Origin of the sequence: Methylobacterium sp. 37f (assembly GCF_023093475.1) — a bacterium.
In the GTDB taxonomy this organism is placed as follows: Bacteria; Pseudomonadota; Alphaproteobacteria; order Rhizobiales; family Beijerinckiaceae; genus Methylobacterium.
Map to the genome: position 1 here is coordinate 43,967 of NZ_JAGHKN010000025.1, position 19,912 is coordinate 63,878.

At 70.0% G+C, this 19,912-nt stretch carries 20 protein-coding genes; 9 read left to right on the forward strand and 11 right to left on the reverse strand.

Annotated features, from left to right (window positions below; translation table 11 throughout):
• Positions 1-177 precede the first annotated feature (177 nt).
• From J7U37_RS16560 to J7U37_RS16575, 4 genes are all read left to right on the forward strand, one after another.
• Positions 178-2,511, forward strand: coding sequence for an NADP-dependent malic enzyme (locus J7U37_RS16560; RefSeq protein ID WP_056185432.1), 2,334 nt, complete (start codon positions 178-180; stop codon positions 2,509-2,511).
• Positions 2,512-2,657: 146 nt separating this feature from the next.
• Positions 2,658-3,632 (forward strand): phosphogluconate dehydrogenase (NAD(+)-dependent, decarboxylating), encoded by a 975-nt coding sequence (gene gnd, locus J7U37_RS16565; protein WP_056185430.1) that lies wholly within the window; start codon positions 2,658-2,660, stop codon positions 3,630-3,632.
• Positions 3,633-3,723: 91 nt separating this feature from the next.
• Positions 3,724-4,452, forward strand: coding sequence for a 6-phosphogluconolactonase (pgl, locus tag J7U37_RS16570; RefSeq protein WP_247636422.1), 729 nt, complete (start codon positions 3,724-3,726; stop codon positions 4,450-4,452).
• Between the two features lie 420 nt (positions 4,453-4,872).
• A complete protein-coding gene (locus J7U37_RS16575; RefSeq protein WP_247636423.1) occupies positions 4,873-5,400 on the forward strand; it encodes a hypothetical protein in 528 nt (175 codons plus the stop codon).
• An 8-nt stretch (positions 5,401-5,408) separates the two neighbouring features.
• On the opposite strand, the gene J7U37_RS16580 is transcribed toward J7U37_RS16575, so the two are convergent.
• From J7U37_RS16580 to J7U37_RS16605, 6 genes are all read right to left on the reverse strand, one after another.
• Positions 5,409-5,576 carry a hypothetical protein gene (locus J7U37_RS16580; RefSeq protein ID WP_156376258.1) on the reverse strand — a complete coding sequence of 56 codons (168 nt, stop codon included), beginning with the start codon at positions 5,574-5,576 and terminating at the stop codon, positions 5,409-5,411.
• 157 nt (positions 5,577-5,733) lie between these two features.
• A complete protein-coding gene (locus J7U37_RS16585) occupies positions 5,734-5,931 on the reverse strand; it encodes a hypothetical protein (RefSeq protein ID WP_056185421.1) in 198 nt (65 codons plus the stop codon).
• 138 nt (positions 5,932-6,069) lie between these two features.
• The gene (oxlT, locus tag J7U37_RS16590) at positions 6,070-7,368 is read right to left on the reverse strand and encodes an oxalate/formate MFS antiporter (protein WP_056487067.1); all 1,299 of its coding nucleotides are present in this window, start codon (positions 7,366-7,368) and stop codon (positions 6,070-6,072) included.
• Positions 7,369-8,034: 666 nt separating this feature from the next.
• Positions 8,035-8,787, reverse strand: coding sequence for a type I methionyl aminopeptidase (gene map, locus J7U37_RS16595; protein ID WP_056487064.1), 753 nt, complete (start codon positions 8,785-8,787; stop codon positions 8,035-8,037).
• Positions 8,788-8,832: 45 nt separating this feature from the next.
• Complete coding sequence (locus J7U37_RS16600) at positions 8,833-9,939, reverse strand: 2'-deoxycytidine 5'-triphosphate deaminase (RefSeq protein WP_247636424.1); 1,107 nt, start codon at positions 9,937-9,939, stop codon at positions 8,833-8,835.
• A gap of 97 nt (positions 9,940-10,036) precedes the next feature.
• Positions 10,037-10,459 (reverse strand): hypothetical protein, encoded by a 423-nt coding sequence (locus J7U37_RS16605; protein WP_247636425.1) that lies wholly within the window; start codon positions 10,457-10,459, stop codon positions 10,037-10,039.
• A gap of 192 nt (positions 10,460-10,651) precedes the next feature.
• Here J7U37_RS16605 and apaG point away from each other — a divergent pair, with 192 nt between their 5' ends.
• The 3 genes from apaG to speG are packed head-to-tail and all read left to right on the forward strand — an operon-like array spanning position 10,652 to position 12,819.
• The gene (gene apaG, locus J7U37_RS16610) at positions 10,652-11,044 is read left to right on the forward strand and encodes a Co2+/Mg2+ efflux protein ApaG (protein ID WP_056185404.1); all 393 of its coding nucleotides are present in this window, start codon (positions 10,652-10,654) and stop codon (positions 11,042-11,044) included.
• A gap of 4 nt (positions 11,045-11,048) precedes the next feature.
• A complete protein-coding gene (gene argE / locus J7U37_RS16615) occupies positions 11,049-12,221 on the forward strand; it encodes an acetylornithine deacetylase (protein WP_056487054.1) in 1,173 nt (390 codons plus the stop codon).
• Between the two features lie 13 nt (positions 12,222-12,234).
• Complete coding sequence (speG, locus tag J7U37_RS16620) at positions 12,235-12,819, forward strand: spermidine N1-acetyltransferase (protein WP_056185397.1); 585 nt, start codon at positions 12,235-12,237, stop codon at positions 12,817-12,819.
• A 224-nt stretch (positions 12,820-13,043) separates the two neighbouring features.
• Here speG and J7U37_RS16625 read toward each other — a convergent pair whose 3' ends face one another.
• From J7U37_RS16625 to J7U37_RS16640, 4 genes are all read right to left on the reverse strand, one after another.
• Positions 13,044-14,204: a hypothetical protein gene (locus J7U37_RS16625; protein WP_247636426.1), complete on the reverse strand. Its 1,161-nt coding sequence runs from the start codon at positions 14,202-14,204 to the stop codon at positions 13,044-13,046.
• A 173-nt stretch (positions 14,205-14,377) separates the two neighbouring features.
• The gene (locus J7U37_RS16630; RefSeq protein ID WP_247636427.1) at positions 14,378-15,418 is read right to left on the reverse strand and encodes an Hsp33 family molecular chaperone; all 1,041 of its coding nucleotides are present in this window, start codon (positions 15,416-15,418) and stop codon (positions 14,378-14,380) included.
• A gap of 222 nt (positions 15,419-15,640) precedes the next feature.
• Positions 15,641-16,594, reverse strand: a complete 954-nt coding sequence (argF, locus tag J7U37_RS16635; RefSeq protein WP_247636439.1) for an ornithine carbamoyltransferase — start codon at positions 16,592-16,594, stop codon at positions 15,641-15,643.
• Positions 16,595-16,731: 137 nt separating this feature from the next.
• Positions 16,732-17,925: an aspartate aminotransferase family protein gene (locus J7U37_RS16640; protein ID WP_247636428.1), complete on the reverse strand. Its 1,194-nt coding sequence runs from the start codon at positions 17,923-17,925 to the stop codon at positions 16,732-16,734.
• A gap of 295 nt (positions 17,926-18,220) precedes the next feature.
• Between J7U37_RS16640 and J7U37_RS16645 the strand changes: the two genes are divergently transcribed.
• Positions 18,221-18,694: a RidA family protein gene (locus J7U37_RS16645; RefSeq protein WP_056185389.1), complete on the forward strand. Its 474-nt coding sequence runs from the start codon at positions 18,221-18,223 to the stop codon at positions 18,692-18,694.
• A complete protein-coding gene (locus J7U37_RS16650; RefSeq protein ID WP_247636429.1) occupies positions 18,691-19,455 on the forward strand; it encodes a glycerophosphodiester phosphodiesterase family protein in 765 nt (254 codons plus the stop codon). The genes J7U37_RS16645 and J7U37_RS16650 overlap by 4 nt, the downstream gene beginning before the upstream one ends.
• A gap of 117 nt (positions 19,456-19,572) precedes the next feature.
• Here J7U37_RS16650 and J7U37_RS16655 read toward each other — a convergent pair whose 3' ends face one another.
• Positions 19,573-19,848 (reverse strand): hypothetical protein, encoded by a 276-nt coding sequence (locus tag J7U37_RS16655; RefSeq protein ID WP_247636430.1) that lies wholly within the window; start codon positions 19,846-19,848, stop codon positions 19,573-19,575.
• Positions 19,849-19,912: the final 64 nt, after the last annotated feature.

Genomic DNA, 19,912 nt, shown 5'->3' on the forward strand with positions numbered 1-19,912 from the left:
TTGCTCCGATGGGGAAACCGGCCCGAACGGCGATTGGGCGCGGTCGATTCGGGGTTTCCGGCTCGGGTTGCGCCCACTGGGCAGCCGGTGCAACAGGAGCCCCAGTCAAAAACCCCGCCGATGATGGGAGACGCGCTCCGACGCCGGGGGCAGCGCGACATCCGAAGGAGGACGACCATGGGCGACAACATGTCCGACGATCTCAAGTCGGGAGCACTGGTCTACCACCGCCTGCCGCGTCCCGGAAAACTCGAGATCCAGGCGACCAAGCCGCTCGGCAACCAGCGTGATCTGGCGCTGGCCTACTCGCCCGGCGTCGCCGCCGCCTGCATGGCGATCCACGAGGACCCGCAGGAGGCCGCCACCCTCACCATCCGGCAGAACCTCGTCGCGGTGCTCACCAACGGCACCGCCGTGCTCGGCCTCGGCAATATCGGGCCGTTGGCCTCGAAGCCGGTGATGGAGGGCAAGGCCGTCCTGTTCAAGAAATTCGCCGGCATCGACGTGTTCGACATCGAGGTCGCCCAGAACGACGTCGCCAAGCTCGTCGACGTGGTCTGTGCCCTGGAGCCGACCTTCGGCGGCATCAACCTCGAGGACATCAAGGCGCCCGAGTGCTTCGAGGTCGAGGAGCAGTGCCGGGCCCGGATGAACATCCCGGTCTTCCACGACGACCAGCACGGCACCGCCATCATTGTGGCGGCCGCCGTCCTCAACGCCCTCGAACTCGCCGGCAAGAACCTCCCCGACGTCCGCATCGTCACCTCGGGTGCGGGCGCGGCGGCGCTGGCCTGCCTCAACCTGCTGGTGTCGCTCGGCGCCCGGGTCGAGAACATCACCGTCACCGATATCAAGGGCGTGGTCTACAAGGGCCGGCCCGAGTTGATGGACCGCTGGAAGGACATCTACGCCCAGGAGACCGAGGCCCGCACGCTGGCCGAGGTGATTCCGGGCGCGGACGTGTTCATCGGCCTCTCGGCCGGCGGCGTGCTGAAGCCCGAATATCTGGAGAAAATGGCCGAGAAGCCGCTGATCATGGCGCTGGCCAACCCCTACCCCGAGATCATGCCCGACCTGGCACAGGAGAAGCGCCCCGACGCGATGATCTGCACCGGGCGCTCGGACTTCCCCAACCAGGTCAACAACGTCCTGTGCTTCCCCTATATCTTCCGGGGTGCGCTCGACGTCGGCGCCACCTCGATCAACGAGGAGATGAAGCAGGCCGCCGTGAAGGCAATCGCGGCGCTGGCCCGTGAGACGCCTTCCGACGTGGTCGCCCGCGCCTATGGCGGCGAGGCCCGGCCCTTCGGCCCGCGCTCGCTGATCCCGAGCCCGTTCGACCCGCGCCTGATCCTGCGCATCGCCCCCGCCGTCGCCCAGGCGGCGATGGATTCCGGCGTCGCCGGCCGGCCCCTGGAGAACGTCCAGGCCTATACCGACAGCCTCGACCGCTTCGTCCACCGGTCGGGCTTCATCATGAAGCCGATCTTCTCCAAGGCGAAGGAGAACCCCAAGCGCGTCATCTACACCGAGGGCGAGGACGAGCGCGTGCTGCGCGCCGCCCAGGCCATCTGTGAGGACAAGGTCGCGCGGCCGATCCTGGTCGGGCGCCCCCGGGTGATCGAGACCCGGATCAAACGCTTCGGCCTCTCGCTCAAGCAGGGCGTCGATTTCGACCTGATCGATCCCGAGGACGATCCGCGCTACCGCGACTACGTCGCCACCTACCTGGAGGCGGCCGGACGGCGCGGCATCACGCCGGACGCCGCCCGCACCCTGGTGCGCACCAACAACACCGTGATCGGCGCCATCGCGGTGCGTCGCGGCGAGGCGGATGCGCTGATCTGCGGCCTCGAGGGCCGCTTCGAGACCCGCCTGCGGGTGATCCGCGACGTGATCGGCCTCGCCCCCGGCGTGCTCGACTTCGCCGCCATGAGCCTGATCGTCACCAAGGAGGGCGCCTACTTCCTGGCCGACACCCACGTGCGGCCGGACCCCAGCGCCGAGGAGATCGCCGACGTCGCCGTGGCCTGTGCCGAGCACGTCAGCCGCTTCGGCCTGACCCCCAAGATCGCGCTCTTGAGCCACTCGGATTTCGGCCAGTCGGATTCGCGCTCGGCGGTGAAGATGCGGACCGCCCTCGGGCTGATTCGGGAGCGCCGGTCCGACCTGGAGGTCGACGGCGAGATGCAGGGCGATTCCGCCCTGTCGGAGGTCATCCGCGACCGGGTGATGCCGGCCTCGCGCCTGAAGGGCGCGGCCAACGTGCTGATCCTGCCGAACCTCGATGCGGCCAACATCGCGTTTCAGTTCGCCAAGGTGCTGGCCGACGCCCTCCCGGTGGGTCCGCTGCTGATCGGGCCGGCCAAGCCGGCCCACATCCTGTCGCCCTCGGTCACCGCGCGCGGCATCGTCAACGTCACGGCCGCCGCCGTGGTCGAGGCCCAGGCGGCCGAGATCGGCGTCGGGGCGGCGCTGGCCGAGCCGGGCGTCGGGCCGACCTCGGCCTGAAGCGGAACCCCTGCGTGCGACGCAGGGCGCGGCGGCCGAACCGCCGCCTCGCCCTGGCGGGCCAAGTGCGATAGCCCTGCTCGCGAGGGAGCGTGCGACGGCCGGGCTCGAGTCCGGCGCGTCATCGCGGACACGGGAGACACGGGATGCAACTCGGCATGATCGGCCTCGGCCGGATGGGCGGCAACATCGTCCGCCGGCTGCTGCGCGACGGGCACGACGCGGTCGTCTTCGACCAGAACCCCGACGCGGTCGCCGCCCTGGTGGCGGAGGGCGCGGTCGGCGCGGACAGTCTGGAGGACTTCGTCGCCAAGCTCTCCGCGCCCCGCGCCGCCTGGGTGATGCTGCCGGCGGGGACCATCACCGAGGCCACGGTGAAGACCCTCGGGGGGCTGATGGCGGCGGACGACGTCGTCATCGACGGCGGCAATTCCTTCTACAAGGACGACATCCGTCGCGCCGCCGAGCTGAAGAGCGCCGGCATCCACTACGTCGATGTCGGCACCTCCGGCGGCGTCTGGGGTCTCGAGCGCGGCTACTGCATGATGATCGGCGGCGACAACGCCGCCCTTGAGCGCCTCGATCCGATCTTCAAGACGCTGGCGCCGGGCGTCGGCACCATCCCGAAGACCCCCGGCCGCGAGGGGCGCGATCCGCGCGCGGAGGCGGGCTACATCCATGCCGGGCCGAGCGGTGCGGGCCACTTCGTCAAGATGGTCCATAACGGCATCGAGTACGGCCTGATGCAGGCCTATGCCGAGGGCTTCGATATCCTCCGGCACGCCAATTCCCAGGATCTGCCCGAGGCCCAGCGCTTCGACCTCGACATCGGCGACATCGCCGAAGTCTGGCGCCGCGGCAGCGTGGTCTCGTCCTGGCTCCTCGATCTGACCGCCGGTGCCTTGGCGCAGGACGAGACGCTCGAACATTTCTCCGGCTTCGTCGCCGATTCCGGCGAGGGCCGCTGGACCCTGAATGCCGCCATCGAGGAATCCGTGCCGGCCAACGTGCTCTCGGCCGCCCTCTACGCGCGCTTCCGCTCCCGCGAGGAGGCGAGCTACGCCGACAAGCTGCTCTCGGCGATGCGCAAGGGCTTTGGCGGGCATCAGGAACCGAAGTAGTTCTGGAGCCGAAATAGGCCCGCGTCGGTTGTCCGCTGGTCCGAGGGGCACCCCGGACCTCATTCCCTGCCAGCCTCGAGGGCCTGCGCCGATGATCCCCCTGCCCGAGCGCGCCGAGATCCTGCCCGACGCCGATGCGGTGGCGGCGGCCGCCGCCGACCGTCTCGTGGCCCTGTGCCAGTCGGCGCCGCGCCCGGCCATCGCGGTCTGCCTCTCCGGCGGCTCGACGCCGAAGCGACTCTACGGGTTGCTGAGCGGGCCGGCCTACCGGGCGCACCTGCCTTGGGAGCGCCTGCACTGGTTCTTCAGCGACGACCGGATGGTGCCGTGGACCGATGCGGCAAGCAATGTCCGCATGGCGCGCGACGCCTTCGGGGAGGCTCCGATCCCGGAGGGCCATCTCCACGCCATGGACACGCACGGCACGCCGGAGGCCGGCGCCCGCGCCTATGCCGAGACCCTGCGGGCGTTCTACGGCGCGGACGTGCTCGACCCGGCCAGACCGCTGTTCGACCTCGTCCTCCTCGGCCTCGGCGAGGACGGCCACACCGCCTCGCTGTTTCCGGGCAAGCCTGCCCTGAGCGAGCGCCACGCGTGGACGGCACCGGTGCCGGAGGCGGGGCTCGCCCCCTTCGTGCCCCGCATCACCCTCACCGTCCCGGCCCTCGCCTCCGCCCGCGAGACCCTGTTTCTCGTAACCGGTGCCGGAAAGCAGGAGCCCCTGCGCCGCCTCGCGCGCGGCGAAGACCTGCCCGTCCGGCACGTCCGCAGCGTCGGGCGGCTCGCCTGGCTCGTCGACCGGGAGGCGGCAGGCGCCTGACCGGCAACGGGACCGGAACGGCTCCGGTTCACCGAAGCCCTGAGGGCCGGTCGAATCCGTCGGCCCGGAGGATTTCGGCATCCCCGGCGCGTTGCACAGCTTGGCTCATCGGGTGTCGGTCCGATCGGCGCGGGCCGACACCCGTGATGAAAAGTGTTGCGTTCTGGAAATCCGCGAGCGAACACTTGGCGATAGCCGGAATCGCCCGGTTTCACGACGCCGCGCCACGGGCCAAGAACTGTTATGGGCCAAGATCCTTTTGCCGGTGGTCCTGTAGTCGGTGGTCCCTGGGTCGGTCTGCCCCGGCGCCCCGTTCCGGCGAAGCGGTGGCGCCGGTCCTCGCATCAACGCATCGGACCGTTGCGCCCGCTCGACGAATCGGGACCCCATCCGGTCCTCCGCGGAATCCGCTCCGGCGCCGTGGCGGGCCTGACCCTGGTGGCCGTCCTCAGCCTGCCGGTCCTGCTGGTTCTGACCGTGAAGGCACCGCACCCGGCCGACGATGCGGCGCTGGCGCCGGCCCGTGTCTGGGCCGCGTCGCACGAGGCAGAGATCGCGGGCGCGCGCCCGGCCTCGGCGATGCCCCTGCGGGCGCCGCCTGTGCCAGGAGACCGGGTTCAAACGGAGCGGGCGGAAGCGACGCCGGCCGCTCCCACGCTCCCGCCGGTCAAGGCCGCGATGCCGACGGCATCCGTCGCGGTGGCTCCGACGCCATCGCGCAAGGGTTCTGCGTCCGTGATGGCCGCCGTGTCCGAAGCGGCCCCGGGCCGTGCCGAGCCACTGCGCGGCGAGGCCCGCTCCACCCGACCTCTCCTCACCCTGGACCAGATCCCGGTCCTCGACGATGCGAGCGGCGCGCTGACGACCGAGGACGCGCCGGTCTCCGCTGCAAGGCCGGCCCGGTCCGGTCGCCCTGCCCCGTCGGCCCGGACCGCGAAGGCTCCCTAACCGGACGATCAGGCGGCGCGTCGGGCCGCCGTGAGCGTGTTGTCGTTGAGCGCGACGAACATGCCGGCCGAGGCTTTGTCCGGGAGGACCGAGCCCGAAGCGGCATCGTCGGTGAGGAGGGCCAGCATCGGCCCGATGGCGACGGCACACAGGCCGAGAACGAACAGAGCGATCATGGTGCGGATTCCGATGGCGATCCGGGTTTATCGCACTGCACAACGGTCTCTGGTATATCGTATACCGCTACGCGGTCATGCAGCCGGAGCGTGGCTAGTGCGTTCGGCTGCGCTGTCCTCGGCGCGGCGCGGCCGCCGAGCCATCCGGCCGGGTGATCTACCGGTGAACGGGATCGGCGACGATCGGGGGTAGCGGCAGCAGGTAGTACCCGCCGACGAGCAGGATGGCCGACAGGACCAGGCCGAGCGACGAGACATACAGGATGGCGAAGACGTCACGGTTGAAGTCCGCCGTTCGCAGGACGATGGCCGCGAAGGGAATGCTCACCAGGGCGAGGAGGATGGAGACGACCATCGCGGAATCCTTTGCCGGTGCGAGGTCGACCGGGGCGCCCCGGTTGTCGCCCTCGGCCTCGAACGACTGCGAGCCGGAGGGGATCCGGCTCGCAGGGGATAGGCAAGTCCCGCGCCCGGTACCGGGGCGCGGGATGGGTCAGGCATGCGCCAGGGCGCCGGCCGGCTGGACCTGCCCTTGCGCCGCATGGTGGCGCTTGAGCATCGGCCGCAGCACCGCGATGGCCAGGAAGGCTGCCACGAGGTCCATGATCGCCACGGTGTAGAGCACCGTCGCCCAGGTCCCGGTGGCCTGCATCAGCAGGTTGCCCACCGGTACGAACAGAGCGGCGAAGCCCTTGGCGCAGTAGAGCACGCCGTAGATCTTGCCGATGTGCTTGGAGCCGAAGGTGTCGGCGGCCGTGGCGCTGAACAGCGAGTAGACTTCGCCCCAGGCCAGGAACACGATGCCGGAGAGGATCACGAAGGCCCACGGGTTGGTGCCGAAATAGCCCAGCGCCACGATGCCGATGCCCTCCATGGTGAAGGCGATGAACATCGTCTTCTCACGGCCGATCCGGTCGGAGACGTAGCCGAAGAGCGGCCGCGAGATGCCGTTCATGATCCGGTCGAGCATCAGCGCGAAGGGCAGCGCGGCCATGGCGAAGAAGTACAGGTTGACCTGGAATTCCTTCACGCCGAGATCCTGCGCGATGACGCCGAGCTGGGCCACGGCCATCAGGCCACCCGTCACCGTGCAGGTGAACATCAGCAGCATCACCCAGAAGACCGGCGTGCGCAGGGCCTCGCGCAGGGTGTAGTCGCGCCGGGTCTGCAGCACCTTGGTCGAGAAGGTGACCTCGCCCTTGGACGGCGCCCGCAGACCGATGGCCGCCAGCATGATGATGCCGCCCTGGATCAGCCCGAACACGAAGAAGGCCTGGGCGTAGCTGCCCTGCGAGATCATGTTGGCGATCGGGATGATCGTCAGGGCCGAGCCGGCGCCGTAGCCGCCCGCCGTGAGGCCGACCGCGAGGCCGCGCTTGTCCGGGAACCACTTGAGGGCGTTGTTGATGCAGGTGGCGTAGACGCAGCCGACGCCGATGCCGCCCGCCACGGAGCCCATGTAGAAGCCGGTGAGCGTGGTGGCGTAGGAGTTGATCACCCAGGCGAGGCCGGTCATCAGACCGCCGAACATCACCACGCGGCTCGGGCCGTACTTGTCGATGAAGTAGCCCTCGATGGGAGTCAGCCAGGTCTGCACCACGACGAAGATGGTGAAGGCGACCTGGATCGCGGCGCGATCCCAACCGAAGGTCTTCTGGATCTCGGGGACGAACAGAGTCCACGCGTACTGGATATTGGCGGCGGCCACCATGCAGGCGACGCCGAAGATGAGTTGCAACCATCGATTGGCGGACGGTTTCGCTATAGGGGGCGCGGCAGCGGACATCGCCATGAGCTGAGTTCCTCGTTCTGCTTGGGACGTTGAGCGTTTTGCTGAGGATCCGAATTGGAATGCTCGTTTGCGCCCCGCCCGCCTGAGATCAGCCACGCGTTTCACTTGGCGGTTCGCATATTGGCATTATTTGGTATACCAGAAGTCCGCGCAAGCAGAATAATTCTACATTCGGTGCTGAATTTTCGGGATTAAAGGATAGGCCAAGCGCGTTTATGCCCCTGGTCGCCGCCTGAGGCGGTTTCCTCCATTCCGGCTCAGCCCCGAGGCGTCATGCCGGTGCAGGGCCCGCGCGTTTGCGTGCGTCCGCGCACGGCGTTGACGGCGCCGCCGGGATCGATCCGGGTCGCGGAAGAGCGGTCGAAGCACCGGCCGGAAGACTTCGCCTGAACAGAAGACTTCGCCTGAACAGAAGACTTCGCCTGAACAGAAGACTTCGCCTGAACAGAAGACTTCGCCTGAACAGAAGACTTCGCCTGAACAGAAGACTTCGCCTGAACAGAAGACTTCGCCTGAACAGAAGACTTCGCCTGAACAGAAGACTTCGCCTGAACAGAAGACTTCGCCTGAACAGAAGACTTCGCCTGAACAAGGGACTGGAAGACGTGGCCGGGACGGCCCGGTATGGTGTCCTGAGGTCCGGTCTTCCTGCGTTCGCGACGGCGCCTATTGGCCCGGCATCGTCAGGATCAGCGGTCCGCTGCGGGAAGCGACGACGGTGTGCTCGTACTGAACCGTCAGGGCCTGCGGTCGGCTGTAGAGGGTCCAGGGGTCGTCGCCATCCTCCGCGTAGTCGGCGCCGAGGGACAGGAAGGGCTCGACGGTGAACACCAGGCCCTCCTGGATGATCCGGCGCTCGGACGGGTCGGGCCAAGTCGCGATTTCGGTCGGCGCCTCGTGCAGCGACAGGCCGACCCCGTGGCTGGCGAGGTTGCGCACCAGCGTATAGCCGTTCTTGCGCGCGAAGGCCCCCACGGCGTTCCCGATCTCGGCCAGCGGCTTGCCCGGACCGACCTGGCGCAGGCCGGCCCACATCGCCCGGCGCCCGTCGCGGCACAGCCGTTCCACCGCCCGCGTCACCGGCGGTACGGCGAACGAGGCGCCCGTATCCGCGAAGTAGCCGTCCCGCTCGGCGGAGACGTCGATGTTGACGAGGTCCCCCGGACCGATCCGGCGCTCTCCCGGGATGCCGTGCGCGATCTCCTCGTTGACGCTGATGCAGGTCGCGCCGGGAAAGCCGTAGACCATCTCGGGCGCCGGCCGGGCGCCGGCCGTCTCCAGGAACGCCCGGCCGATCCCATCGAGGTCGCGCGTGGTCATGCCGGGCTCGATGGCCCGGCCCATCGCGTCGAGCGCATCGGCGACGATGCGCCCGATCCGCTTCAGCGCCGTCAATTCGTCGTCGTTGGACACGGTCATGGCATCTCCGCAGGTCCGGAGTCGGCCGGAGGCGAAGGTCTCGCCTCAGGCGAAATGTTTGGAGAGCTTCAGCCCCTGGGCCTGATAGTTCGAGCCGGCGCCTGCGCCATAGAGGGTGGCGGGGCGTTCGGCCATGCGCTCGTAGACGAGGCGACCGACGATCTGCCCGTCCTCCAGCAGGAACGGCACGTCGCGCGAGCGCACTTCGAGCACGGCCCGGGCGCCGGCGCCCCCGGCGGCGGCGAAGCCGAAGCCCGGATCGAAGAAACCCGCATAATGCACGCGGAACTCGCCCACCAGGGGATCGAACGGCACCATCTCGGCGGCGAAGTCGGGGGGCACCTGCACCGCCTCCTTCGAGGCCAGGATGTAGAACTGGCCCGGATCGAGGATCAGGGCCCGCGAGGCGTCGGCCTGCAGCGGCTCCCAGAAATCCGCGGCCCGGTGGGCTCCCGGCGCATCGACGTCGACAAGGCCCGTATGGCGCCGGGCGCGATAGCCGACGAGGCCGGAGAAGCCCGCGAGATCGATGGAGACGCCGATGCCGCCCTGGAAGGTCGGGTTCGGGGCGTCGACCAGCGGTGATGTCGCATGCAGGCCCGCGAGTTCGGAATCGGAGAGGCGGGGCTCGCCGCGCCGGAAGCGGATCTGCGACAGGCGCGAGCCGGTGCGGACCTTCACCGGAAAGGTCCGGGGCGAGATCTCGGCGTAGAGCGGCCCGCGATAGCCGGCCTCGACCTGGTCGAAGGCGGCGCCCCGGTCGGTGATGACGCGGGTGAACACGTCGATGCGGCCGGTGGAACTCTTCGGGTTGGCGCTGGCCGCGAGATCGGCCGGCAGGGCGAGGTGCTCCTGCAATTCGGCGATGTAGACGCAGCTCGTCTCCAGGACGGCGCCGTGCGTCAGATCCATCTCGTGCAGCACGAAGGCCTCGATGCAGGCCGCTACCGTGCGGGCGCCGGGCAGGAAGCTGGTGCGTACGCGGAACACCCGGGCGCCGAGGCGCAGGTCGAGGCTTGCGGGCTGGATCTGGTCGGGCGCGTAGGGCGTGTCGGGCCGGATCGCGCCGGACCGCGTCAGGGCCAGGATGCCCTGCGCCGCCAAGATCCCGTAAGGGCCGGGGCCTGTCTTGTCCTGATCTGCGTCCGGCATCCGCTCGCACCACCCGCTCTCGTTCGGGCACCACCCCGTCGGCCGGGGCGGGAACGCCGCATTCTGCACGCATGCCGCGGGATCGCCTAAGACCCGGTTAAGCCTCCGGCTCGGACGGGATGCGCAGCACGATCCAGGCCAGGACGAGGCGCGCGATGGCCCCCATGGCGATGAGCCCGGCGAGCGCGCTGGCCAGCACCGGGAAGCCCGCCGGCCAGACCAGGAGGGCTGCTGCGAACAGCACGGCGCCGAGGCCAGACCCAGGGCCGAAGGCGAGCACCAGGGAGGGCAGGCCGACGATCCGGGGCAACCCGTCCCCGCGACGGGCGAGCCAAGCCCCCGTGCCCTGCGCCGACCCGTCGAGAACCAGGGCGAGCGCCAGGGCGAGGGCGGCCCAGCCGTTGCGATCGGGCGCGGCCCAGGCGAAGGCACCGGCCAGCCCCGCGAGGGCGAGGCTGGCGAGGAGCGCCCGGCCGGGTGGCGCGGCGGCGGCGCGACGCGGAACGGTCTGCTCGAGCACGGGGGACGGACCTCGACGTTGCGTCGGCACGCCTGGAACAGGCGCGCATGGACGGTGCGTGGGCATGCATGCGCCACGCACGCATTCACCACGATTGACGGGCATTTGCGAGGGCCGTACCACGACCCCCAGTGCTTGTCGCGACCGCAGGGCGATCGGGGTTCAGGTCCGGGCAGGGAGGCAATGACGGGGATGTACAAGGCTCAGACGCGCGGAATCAGCGTGACCGTGATGCCTCGCTTCGTCGAGGAGGAATCGTCGCCGGCCGAGAGCCGCTACTTCTTCGCCTACACGGTCGAGATCGTGAACAACGGCTCGGAGCAGGTGCAGCTGCGCTCGCGCCACTGGCGTATCATCGACGGGCGCGGCGAGACCCAGGAGGTGCGCGGCGCCGGCGTCGTCGGCAAGCAGCCGGTGCTCGAGCCGGGCGAGTCGTTCAGCTACACCAGCGGCTGCCCGCTCACCACGCCGGACGGCCTCATGGCCGGCAGCTACACCATGGCGACCGATGCGGGCGAGAGCTTCGAGGCGGAGATTCCGGCCTTCTCCCTGGATTCCCCCCACGTCCGCCGCAGCGTCCATTAAGGTCATGTCGCGCGACGGCCCGCGCCCGGAGACCCTCGACTGGCTGGCGCGGCTCGTGGCCTTCGACACCGAAAGTTCGAAATCGAACCTCGCGCTGATCGACAGCGTGGTGGCCGCCCTCGACGCTCTCGGCGTGCCCTTCGTCCGCGTCCCGAACGCCGACGGCGACAAGGCGGCCCTGTTCGCCACCATCGGGCCGATGGTCGATGGCGGCATCGTGCTGTCCGGCCATACCGACGTGGTGCCGGTGACGGGCCAGGCCTGGAGCGCCGACCCCTTCACCCTGCGGGTGGCGGACGGGCGCGCCTACGGACGCGGCGCCGTCGACATGAAGGGCTTCTGCGCCCTGGCGCTCGCGGCGATCCCGCGCTTCCAGGCCGCCGACCTCAAGCGCCCGATCCACATCCTCCTGTCCTACGACGAGGAGACCACCTGCCTGGGTGTGACCGACACCATCGCGCGCTTCGGTGCCGACCTGCCGCGTCCCGGCGCGGTCATCGTCGGCGAACCGACCGACCTCGAGGTGGCGGATGCGCACAAGAGCATCGTCACCTATCTCACCACCGTGCACGGGCACGAGGCTCACTCGGCCAAGCCGATGCTCGGTGCCAATGCGGTGATGGCGGCGGCCGATCTCGTCTCCGAACTGAACCGGATCGCCGACGCGATGATCGCCCGGGGCGACGCTTCGGGCCGCTTCGACCCGCCCGCCACCACCGTGCATGTGGGCACCATCGCGGGCGGCACCGCCCGCAACATCCTGCCCAAGGTCTGCACCTTCCACTGGGAGTTCCGCGGCCTGCCCGACCTCGAAATGGGCGAGATTCCGGCCCTGTTCGAAGCCAAGGTCCGCACCGTGCTGCGCGACCGGCTCAATCGCTACGGCGATTACGGGCGCATCGAGACCTTGGAGGAGGTCGCGGTGCCGGGCCTCGCGCCGGAACCCGGCTCGGTGGCCGAGCGGCTGGCGCTCCGGGTGGCGGGGCGCAACCACACGATCTCGGTGCCCTATGCCACGGAAGCCGGGCGCTTCCAGGCCGCCGGCATCCCCACCGTGGTCTGCGGCCCCGGCTCCATCGACCAGGCGCATCAGCCGGACGAATACATCACCCTGGCGGCCCTCCGGGCCGGCGAGGCCTTCATGGACCGGCTCGCCGCGGAATGCGCGACGCCCTGAACGGATCGACCCCATGACTGCCATCAGCGCCCGGACCATCGCGGCGGACGGCCCCGTGAAGCTCCGCCCCCTGGAGCGCGAGGACCTGATGTTCGTGCATCAGCTCAACAACAACGACAGCATCATGCGCTACTGGTTCGAGGAGGCCTACGAGTCCTTCGCCGAACTGGCGCAGCTCTACGAGCGCAACATCCACAACCAGACCGAACGGCGCTTCATCATCGCCAATTCGGAGGGCGCGCCGGCCGGCCTCGTCGAGCTCGTCGAGATCAACCACCTGCACCGCCGCTGCGAGTTCCAGATCGCCATCCACCCGGCCTTCCAGGGCCAGGGCTATGCCCCGCGGGCCACGCGCATCGCCATGGACTACGCCTTCAGCGTCCTCAACATCCACAAGCTCTACCTGCACGTGGACAAGGACAACGCCCGCGCGGTGCGGATCTACGAGCGCTGCGGGTTCCAGCCGGAGGGCATCCTGAAGGACGAGTTCTTCGTCAACGGCAAGTACCGCGATGCCGTGCGGATGTGCCTGTTCCAGCCGGCCTACCTCGCCCGTCGGGGCGGCGGCGACATCGCCGAATCCGTGCTGAAGGCCTGAACCGAGCCGGGCTGATCGCTCCAGGTCCGGCCCGCGAGGCGCCTCCGCTCCTTCCAGGTGGGACGCGTGGGTTTCTGACACGCAGATCGGCCTCTGCCCTCGCCCTGGCCTCGAGAAGAGGCGACGCGCGTTCCATCCGATTCACCGGTCCGAACCGGTCAGCCGGATGTCAGAGCGCGGAATTGCCGGGCCTCGCGGAAGGCCCGGCACCCCATTGCGTCGGATCAGTTGCGACCCGCGCCGCTCCGGCCGCCGGAGCCGGCACCGAGGCCGCCGCCGTTCGAGCCACCGCTGATCCCTCGCTCGGACCCGCCCTGCTCGGCGCCCCCGCTCCGGCTGCCGGTGTTCATAGTGCCACGCTCGGCGCCGCCCGACCGTTCGGCCGCGTTGCGGATGCCGGCGTCCGCACCGCCCCGGTTCCGGTTCATGTCCCGATCGGCCGCGGCGCGGTTGCGGTCGTTGCCTTGGCGCGGGTCGGCGTTCCGGATGCCCTCGCGGGACTCGCCCTGCGTGGACAGCACGTTCCGGCTGTCGCGCCGTTCCTCGGTGCGGGACGAGACGGCCTTGCCGCGAAACCCGCGCTCCTCGAAGCGGGCCCCGACAGTGCCGCCGCGGCGCTCGGTCACCGTCAGGCGACGATACTCGGGCGAGCCGTAGACCACGCGCTGGCCGCGCACCACGACGTAGCGGGTGCCCGGACGGCGGGTCGTCGTCTCCTCGACCCGAACGAGGCGGCGATACTGGGGCGAGCCGTACAGGACGCGCTGGCCCCGGATGGTGACGTAGCGCCGGCGCGCGCGCTCGACCACGCGGTCGCCGCCGCGGCGCTCCACCGTGACGAGGCGGCGGTATTCGGGCGAGCCATAGACCACGCGCTGGCCGCCGATGAAGACGAAGCGGCCAGACCGGCGCCCGCCCTCGACGCGCTCGCTGCGGGATTCGCTGCGAGTATCGACCGAGACGCGGTCGCGCTGCGCGCGGCCACCGGCCCGGTCCTCCCGGGAGGAGGTGCGGGTCGCCCGGTCGCCGTCGCGATCGCTCCGGTCGGCGCCGCGAGACTGCGAATCCCGGTTCTGCGAAGCTTTCGTCTGAGCATCTCCGCCCTGAAGATCCCGTGTCGCCGCGTCGCCGCGTCCGCCGGTTTCCGTGCGACCACCCTCTCGGCGTCCGCCGGCCTCGGCGCGTCCGCCCGTCTCGCTGCGGGCGCCGTCGGTGCCGGAAACACGACCGCCCGAGCTTCCCTCGGGGGCGCCCTGGCTGCGCGCGGCCGAACCGCCGCGACCACCGGCCTCGCCGGCGCCGGCGGCGCCGGCCTGGCCTGCGTTCTGGGCGTAGGCCGACGTCGTCATCAGCAGTGCCGTCAGACCAACCACGAATGTCTTCATCGACGTTCCTCCTGAGCTCTTGTTGAACAATCTTGAGAAACCCCAAACGTCGACACCTTAGAAACGGTTCAAATACAAACCCCGCGTGCAGTGGCGAGCACTTGCGACGTCTTGTATTCCGGTTTGGTCAAGCTTGTTGGCGCTGCCGCGACACCTGTCGTGGCAGCGCGTCATCAACTTCCCGATTGGGCCGCGACTTCGGCTTCCACCGCCGCCGGATCGAGGTCGTAGCGACGCGAGCAGAACTCGCAGGTGATGCCGATGCGGCCGTCGTCGGCGATCATGTCCCGCCGCTCCTGGGGCGAGAACGAGGTGATCATGCCCATCACGCGCTCGCGCGAGCAGCGGCACTGCTCGCGCACGCCCTGCGCCTCGAACACCCGCACGCCGCGCTCATGGAACAGGCGGTAGAGCAGGCGCTCGGCCGAGACCTCGGGATCGACGAGTTCGTGGTCCTCGATGGTCGACACCAGGCTGCGGGCCTCGACCCAGGCGTCGTCCTCGGGCACGCCATGCGAGTCGAGGTGGACATGCCCCTCCGGGATGTCGCCCGGCGGCAGGTCGGCGAGCCGCGCCCGGTCGATCGACTGGGGCAGGAACTGCACCAGCAGGCCGCCGGCCCGGTAGCTCCGGGAGCCGCCGGCATATTGCTCGGCAACCGCCAGGCGGACCTGGGTCGGGATCTGCTCGGACTGGCGGAAATACTGGTGCGCCGCCTCCTCCAGGCTCTGTCCTTCGAGGGCGACGACGCCCTGGTAGCGGCTGCTGGTCGGGCCCTGGTCGATGGTCATGGCCAAGTGCCCCTGCCCGATCAGGTCCTGGTCCTGCAACGGACCGGTGCCGAGGGCCTCCACCCGCGCGGTGTCGAAGCGAGCGGTGGCGCGCAGGCGGTCGGGCGCTTCGAAATCGACCACCACCATCTCGACCGGACCGTCGGTCTTGGTCTGGAGCTGGAACCGGCCCTCGAACTTTAGGGACGAGCCGAGGAGCACGGTGAGCGCGGCCGCCTCGCCGAGGAGGCGGGCCACCGCATCGGGATAGCCGTGGCGGCGCAGGATGGTGTCGACGGACGGCCCGAGCCGGACCACGCGGCCGCGCACGTCCAGGGCCTCGACGGCAAACGGCAGCACCACGTCGTCGTCGCCCTCGATGGCGACCGGGACGAGGGGTCGATCGTCTCCGGGGGTGGTTCCAGAAGTCGTTCCAAGAGTCATGGCGTCTCCGATCGGGCTCGACGAACGCGAGGGCTGGGCCACGGGCCTCCCGCCGCCGCAGGGCGGGGTATGGGGAGTGCACGGATGGCGGCGGCGCACCGGTCGGAACGCCCGCGCTCGTCGCAACGGCCGCCCCCGACCCTCGGTTCAGGATCGGATCCTATATAGGCATCCCAACGCTGCGGCGCGACCGACACGGCGACCGGGTCGCGCTGTGCCTCCTCAGAGGCCGTGCGCCCGCAGGCACCAGGCCAGGATGCCCTTCTGGGCGTGCAGACGGTTCTCGGCCTCGTCGAAGATCACCGATTGCGGACCGTCGATGACCTCGGCCGTGACCTCCTCGCCGCGATGGGCGGGCAGGCAATGCATGAAGATCGCGTCCTTGGCGGCGGCCGCCATCAGGCGGGCATCGACCCGGTAGGGCACGAGCAGGTTGTGCCGGTGCTGGTCGTCCTCGTCGCCCATGGAGACCCAGCAATCGGTGACCACCGCGTCCGCCCCGTTCACCGCCTCGTAGGCGTCGGTGGTGACGTTGACGGTGGCGCCCTCGGCTCGCGCCCAGTCGAGCAGCGGCTGGGGCGTCGACAGTTCCGGGGGGGCCGCGATGTTGAGGGTGAAGTCGAAACGCGCGGCGGCGTGGACCCAGGAGGCGAGCACGTTGTTGGCGTCCCCCGACCAGGCGATCGTGCGGCCGTGGATCGGCCCGCGATGCTCCTCGAAGGTCAGCAGGTCGGCCATGATCTGGCAGGGGTGCGAGACCTTGGTCAGGGCGTTGATCACCGGCACGGTGGCGTACTCGGCCAGTTCCAGCATTAGGTCGTGGTCGAGGATGCGGATCATGATCGCGTCGACGTAGCGCGAGAGCACCCGGGCGGTGTCGCCCACGGTCTCGCCCCGGCCGAGCTGCATCTCGCTCCCCGTCAGCATCAGGGTCTCGCCGCCGAGTTCGCGCATGCCGACGTCGAACGACACGCGGGTGCGCGTCGAGGGCCGGTCGAACACCATTGCGAGGGTCTTGCCGATCAGCGGGCGGTCCGCGGCCAATTCACCCTTGCGGCGGCGCGCCTTGATGGCGGCGGAGGTGTCCAGCACCGCCCGCAGCTGCGCGGCCGAGAAGTCCTTCAGGTCGAGGAAGTGGCGGGTCCCGTCTCCGGTCCCGTTCAGTGTCGTGGTCATCGGTCCGTTCTTCGTGTGCGGGGTCCGGCTCCGGACGTTCGCGGCGGTCCTGGAATCAACGGTGTTGGTGTCGGGGGTCTTGGTGTCGGCGGTGTGGGCGCCTGCGGTCTCGGGTTTCGCGGAGGCGGAGCGGCCGGTCACTCGGCCGCTCCGCGCAGGTGCGTCCCGAGCCGCCCGGCGGCGGCATCGAGGCGAGTGACTGCCTCCGCCACGTCGGAATCCGTGATGATCAGCGGCGGCAGCAGGCGCACCACGTTGTCGCCGGCCGGAACCACCAGCAGGTGCGCGTCCCGCGCGGCGGCCGCGAACGCGGTGTTGAGGACGTTGAGCTTGAGGCCGAGCATCAGCCCCTCGCCGCGGATGTCCGCGATCACGCCCGGATGCCGGTCCTGCAGGGCGGCGAGCCGCTGCTTCAGGATGAGGCCCATGCGCTGGACATGGTCGAGGAAGCCATCGGCCAGCACCACGTCGAGGACGGCGTTGCCCACCGCCATGGCGAGCGGGTTGCCGCCGAAGGTGGTGCCGTGGCTGCCCGCGACCATGCCGCGCGCGGCCTCCGCCGTGGCGAGGCAGACGCCCAGGGGGAAGCCGCCGCCGATGCCCTTGGCGGCACTCATGATGTCGGGCGTGATGCCCGACCATTCGTGGGCGAACAGCCGACCCGTGCGCCCGACCCCGGTCTGGACCTCGTCCATGATCAGCAGGAGACCGTGCGCGTCGCAGAGCGCGCGCAGGCGCCGCAGATCCTCGTGCGGGATCACCCGCACGCCGCCCTCCCCCTGGATCGGCTCGATCATCAGGGCCGCCGTCTCCGGAGTGATGGCCGCCTCGAGGGCCGCGAAATCACCGGTGGGCACCTGATCGAAGCCGTCGACCTTCGGGCCGAAGCCCTCGATGTACTTGGCCTGGCCACCGGCCGCGATGGTCGCCAGGGTCCGGCCGTGGAAGGCGCCCTCGAAGGTGATGATGCGGAAGCGCTCGGGATGCCCGGCCGCGGCATGGTACTTGCGCGCCATCTTGATGGCGGCCTCGTTGGCCTCCGCACCCGAATTGGCGAAGAACGCCACGTCCGCGAAGGTCGCGTCCACGAGGCGCCGGCCCAGCCGCTCGCCTTCCGGGATCTCGAACAGGTTCGAGGTGTGCCAGAGCTTCTGCGCCTGCTCGGTCAGGGCCGCGACGAGGTGCGGATGGGCGTGGCCGAGGGCGTTCACCGCGATGCCGGCGCCGAAATCGAGGTATCGCGCGCCCCCGCGTGCCTCCAGCCATGCGCCCTCGCCGCGCTCGAAGGCGATGGGGGCCCGGGCATAGGTCGGCAGAAGGGCGGATGTCACGATCCCGTCTTCCCGTGTGTCTCGCGGGCACGCGAGAGACGCGACCGCACCAAATGAAAGTGCCGCCTCGGATGGGGCGGCACGCGCGCGATTACTAGAGAAATGTCCAATTCTGTCAACGACGGACGGGGTTCATCGGCCTGACATGCCTGCCAATTAGGCTGTTGCGCGCAGATCGTGCGGCCCGCCCTGCGCGCATCGCGCAGCCCGCCTTGCGTGCGTCGCACGGAAGTGCTCAGAGCCGCGTCATCCCGGCCGGACCACCCGCCGCCGCCCAGCACAGGAACGACACAGCATGAGCACCGTCACGGAACGCCTGGAGGCCCTCGGCCTCACCCTGCCCAAGGCGGCGGCCCCGGTCGCGAACTACGTGCCCTTCGTGCGCAGCGGCAACCTCGTGGTGATCTCCGGACAGATCTGCTTCGGCCTCGACGGCAAGATCGCCGAGGCCCACACGGGCAAGCTCGGGGCCGAGGTTTCGGCGGAGGACGGCATCGCCGCCGCGAAGCTCTGCGCCCTCAACGTGCTGGCCCAGGTGCAGGCGGCGGTGGGCGATCTCGACCGCGGCGTCGTGCAGTGCATCCGTCTGGGCGGCTTCATCAACGCGGTTCCGACCTTCGCGGGGCTGGCCGGCATCATGAACGGCGCCTCCGACCTCATGGTCGAGATTCTGGGTGATCGCGGCCGCCACGCCCGTTCCACCGTCGGCGTCGCCGAACTGCCCCTCGACGCGGCCGTCGAGGTCGAGGCGATGTTCGAGGTCAAATGAGCCCGCAGGCGAGTCCCAACGCGCCCGCCTGGCTGACCGCGCAGCCGATCGCCCATCGCGGCCTGCACGACCGGGCGGGCGGCGTGCCGGAGAACACCCTCGCGGCCGCCGAGGCGGCGATTCGGGGTGGCTACGCCATCGAGTGCGACGTTCAGCTCAGCGCCGATGGCGAGGCGATGGTGTTCCACGACGAGACCCTGGGCCGCCTGACCACGGCAGAGGAGGCGGTCGGGGCGCGCTCCGCCGCGGCTCTCGGCGCCCTGACGGTGGCGGGCAGCGCCGAGCGCATCCCGACCCTGCCGGCCTTCCTCGAGCGGATCGGCGGGCGCACGCCCCTCGTGATCGAGGTCAAGTCGCGCTACACCGGCGATCTGCGGCTGACGGAGCGCGTCGCCGCCCTCGCGGCCGCGTATGACGGTCCCGTGGCGCTGAAGTCGTTCGACCCGCGCCTCGTCGCCGCCCTGCGGACGCTGGCGCCGGGCCTGCCGCGCGGCATCGTCGCCGAGACGCGCCAGGACGATCCGGCCTACGCGGCGCTGGCCCCAAGCCTGCGGCGCGCGCTCTCCGACCTGCTGCACTTCGACGAGACCCGGCCGGACTTCCTGTCCTGGCGAGTCGACGACCTGCCCTGCGCCCCCACCGTGCTGTGCCGGCTCCTCGGCCAGCGCCCGGTGATGACCTGGACCGTGCGCAACCCGGACCAGCGCCGCCAGGCCGAGATCCACGCCGACCAGATGGTGTTCGAGGGGTTTTGCCCCTGAACGTGGCGCTGATCGGGTAACCGGCTCGAGAGTGTCCGGGAAGGCAGCGACCTCGCGGCGGTTCCGGGTCGCGCCGTCGGTCCAGAAACCGAGTCGCGCCCCGTGATTGAGGCGAACCTATTCGGTGATCCGCGGAAGCGCCGCCCGCGAGACGATGGGCGGCAGACAATCGTCGCGCGGCTGCGGATCGGGGCCGATCGGGACGATCAGGCAGGGCAGCGACCGTCCGGCTCGGTCGGCGTACCGTTTCACCCGGGGGCCATGGGCACCCAGCATGGTCGAGACGAAGATCGTGCCGGGAACGTTGGTGCCTGGCTCGTCGAGATTGGCCCTCGCGATCAGGACGTCGTCGGCGAAATCGTCGGGCGGCGTCCGCACCGGAGGCGTCTGCATGACATGCAGGGTCACCCGACATGCAGGGTCATCAGTCCCCTCTTGGCTCATCTGGGAAGCACGC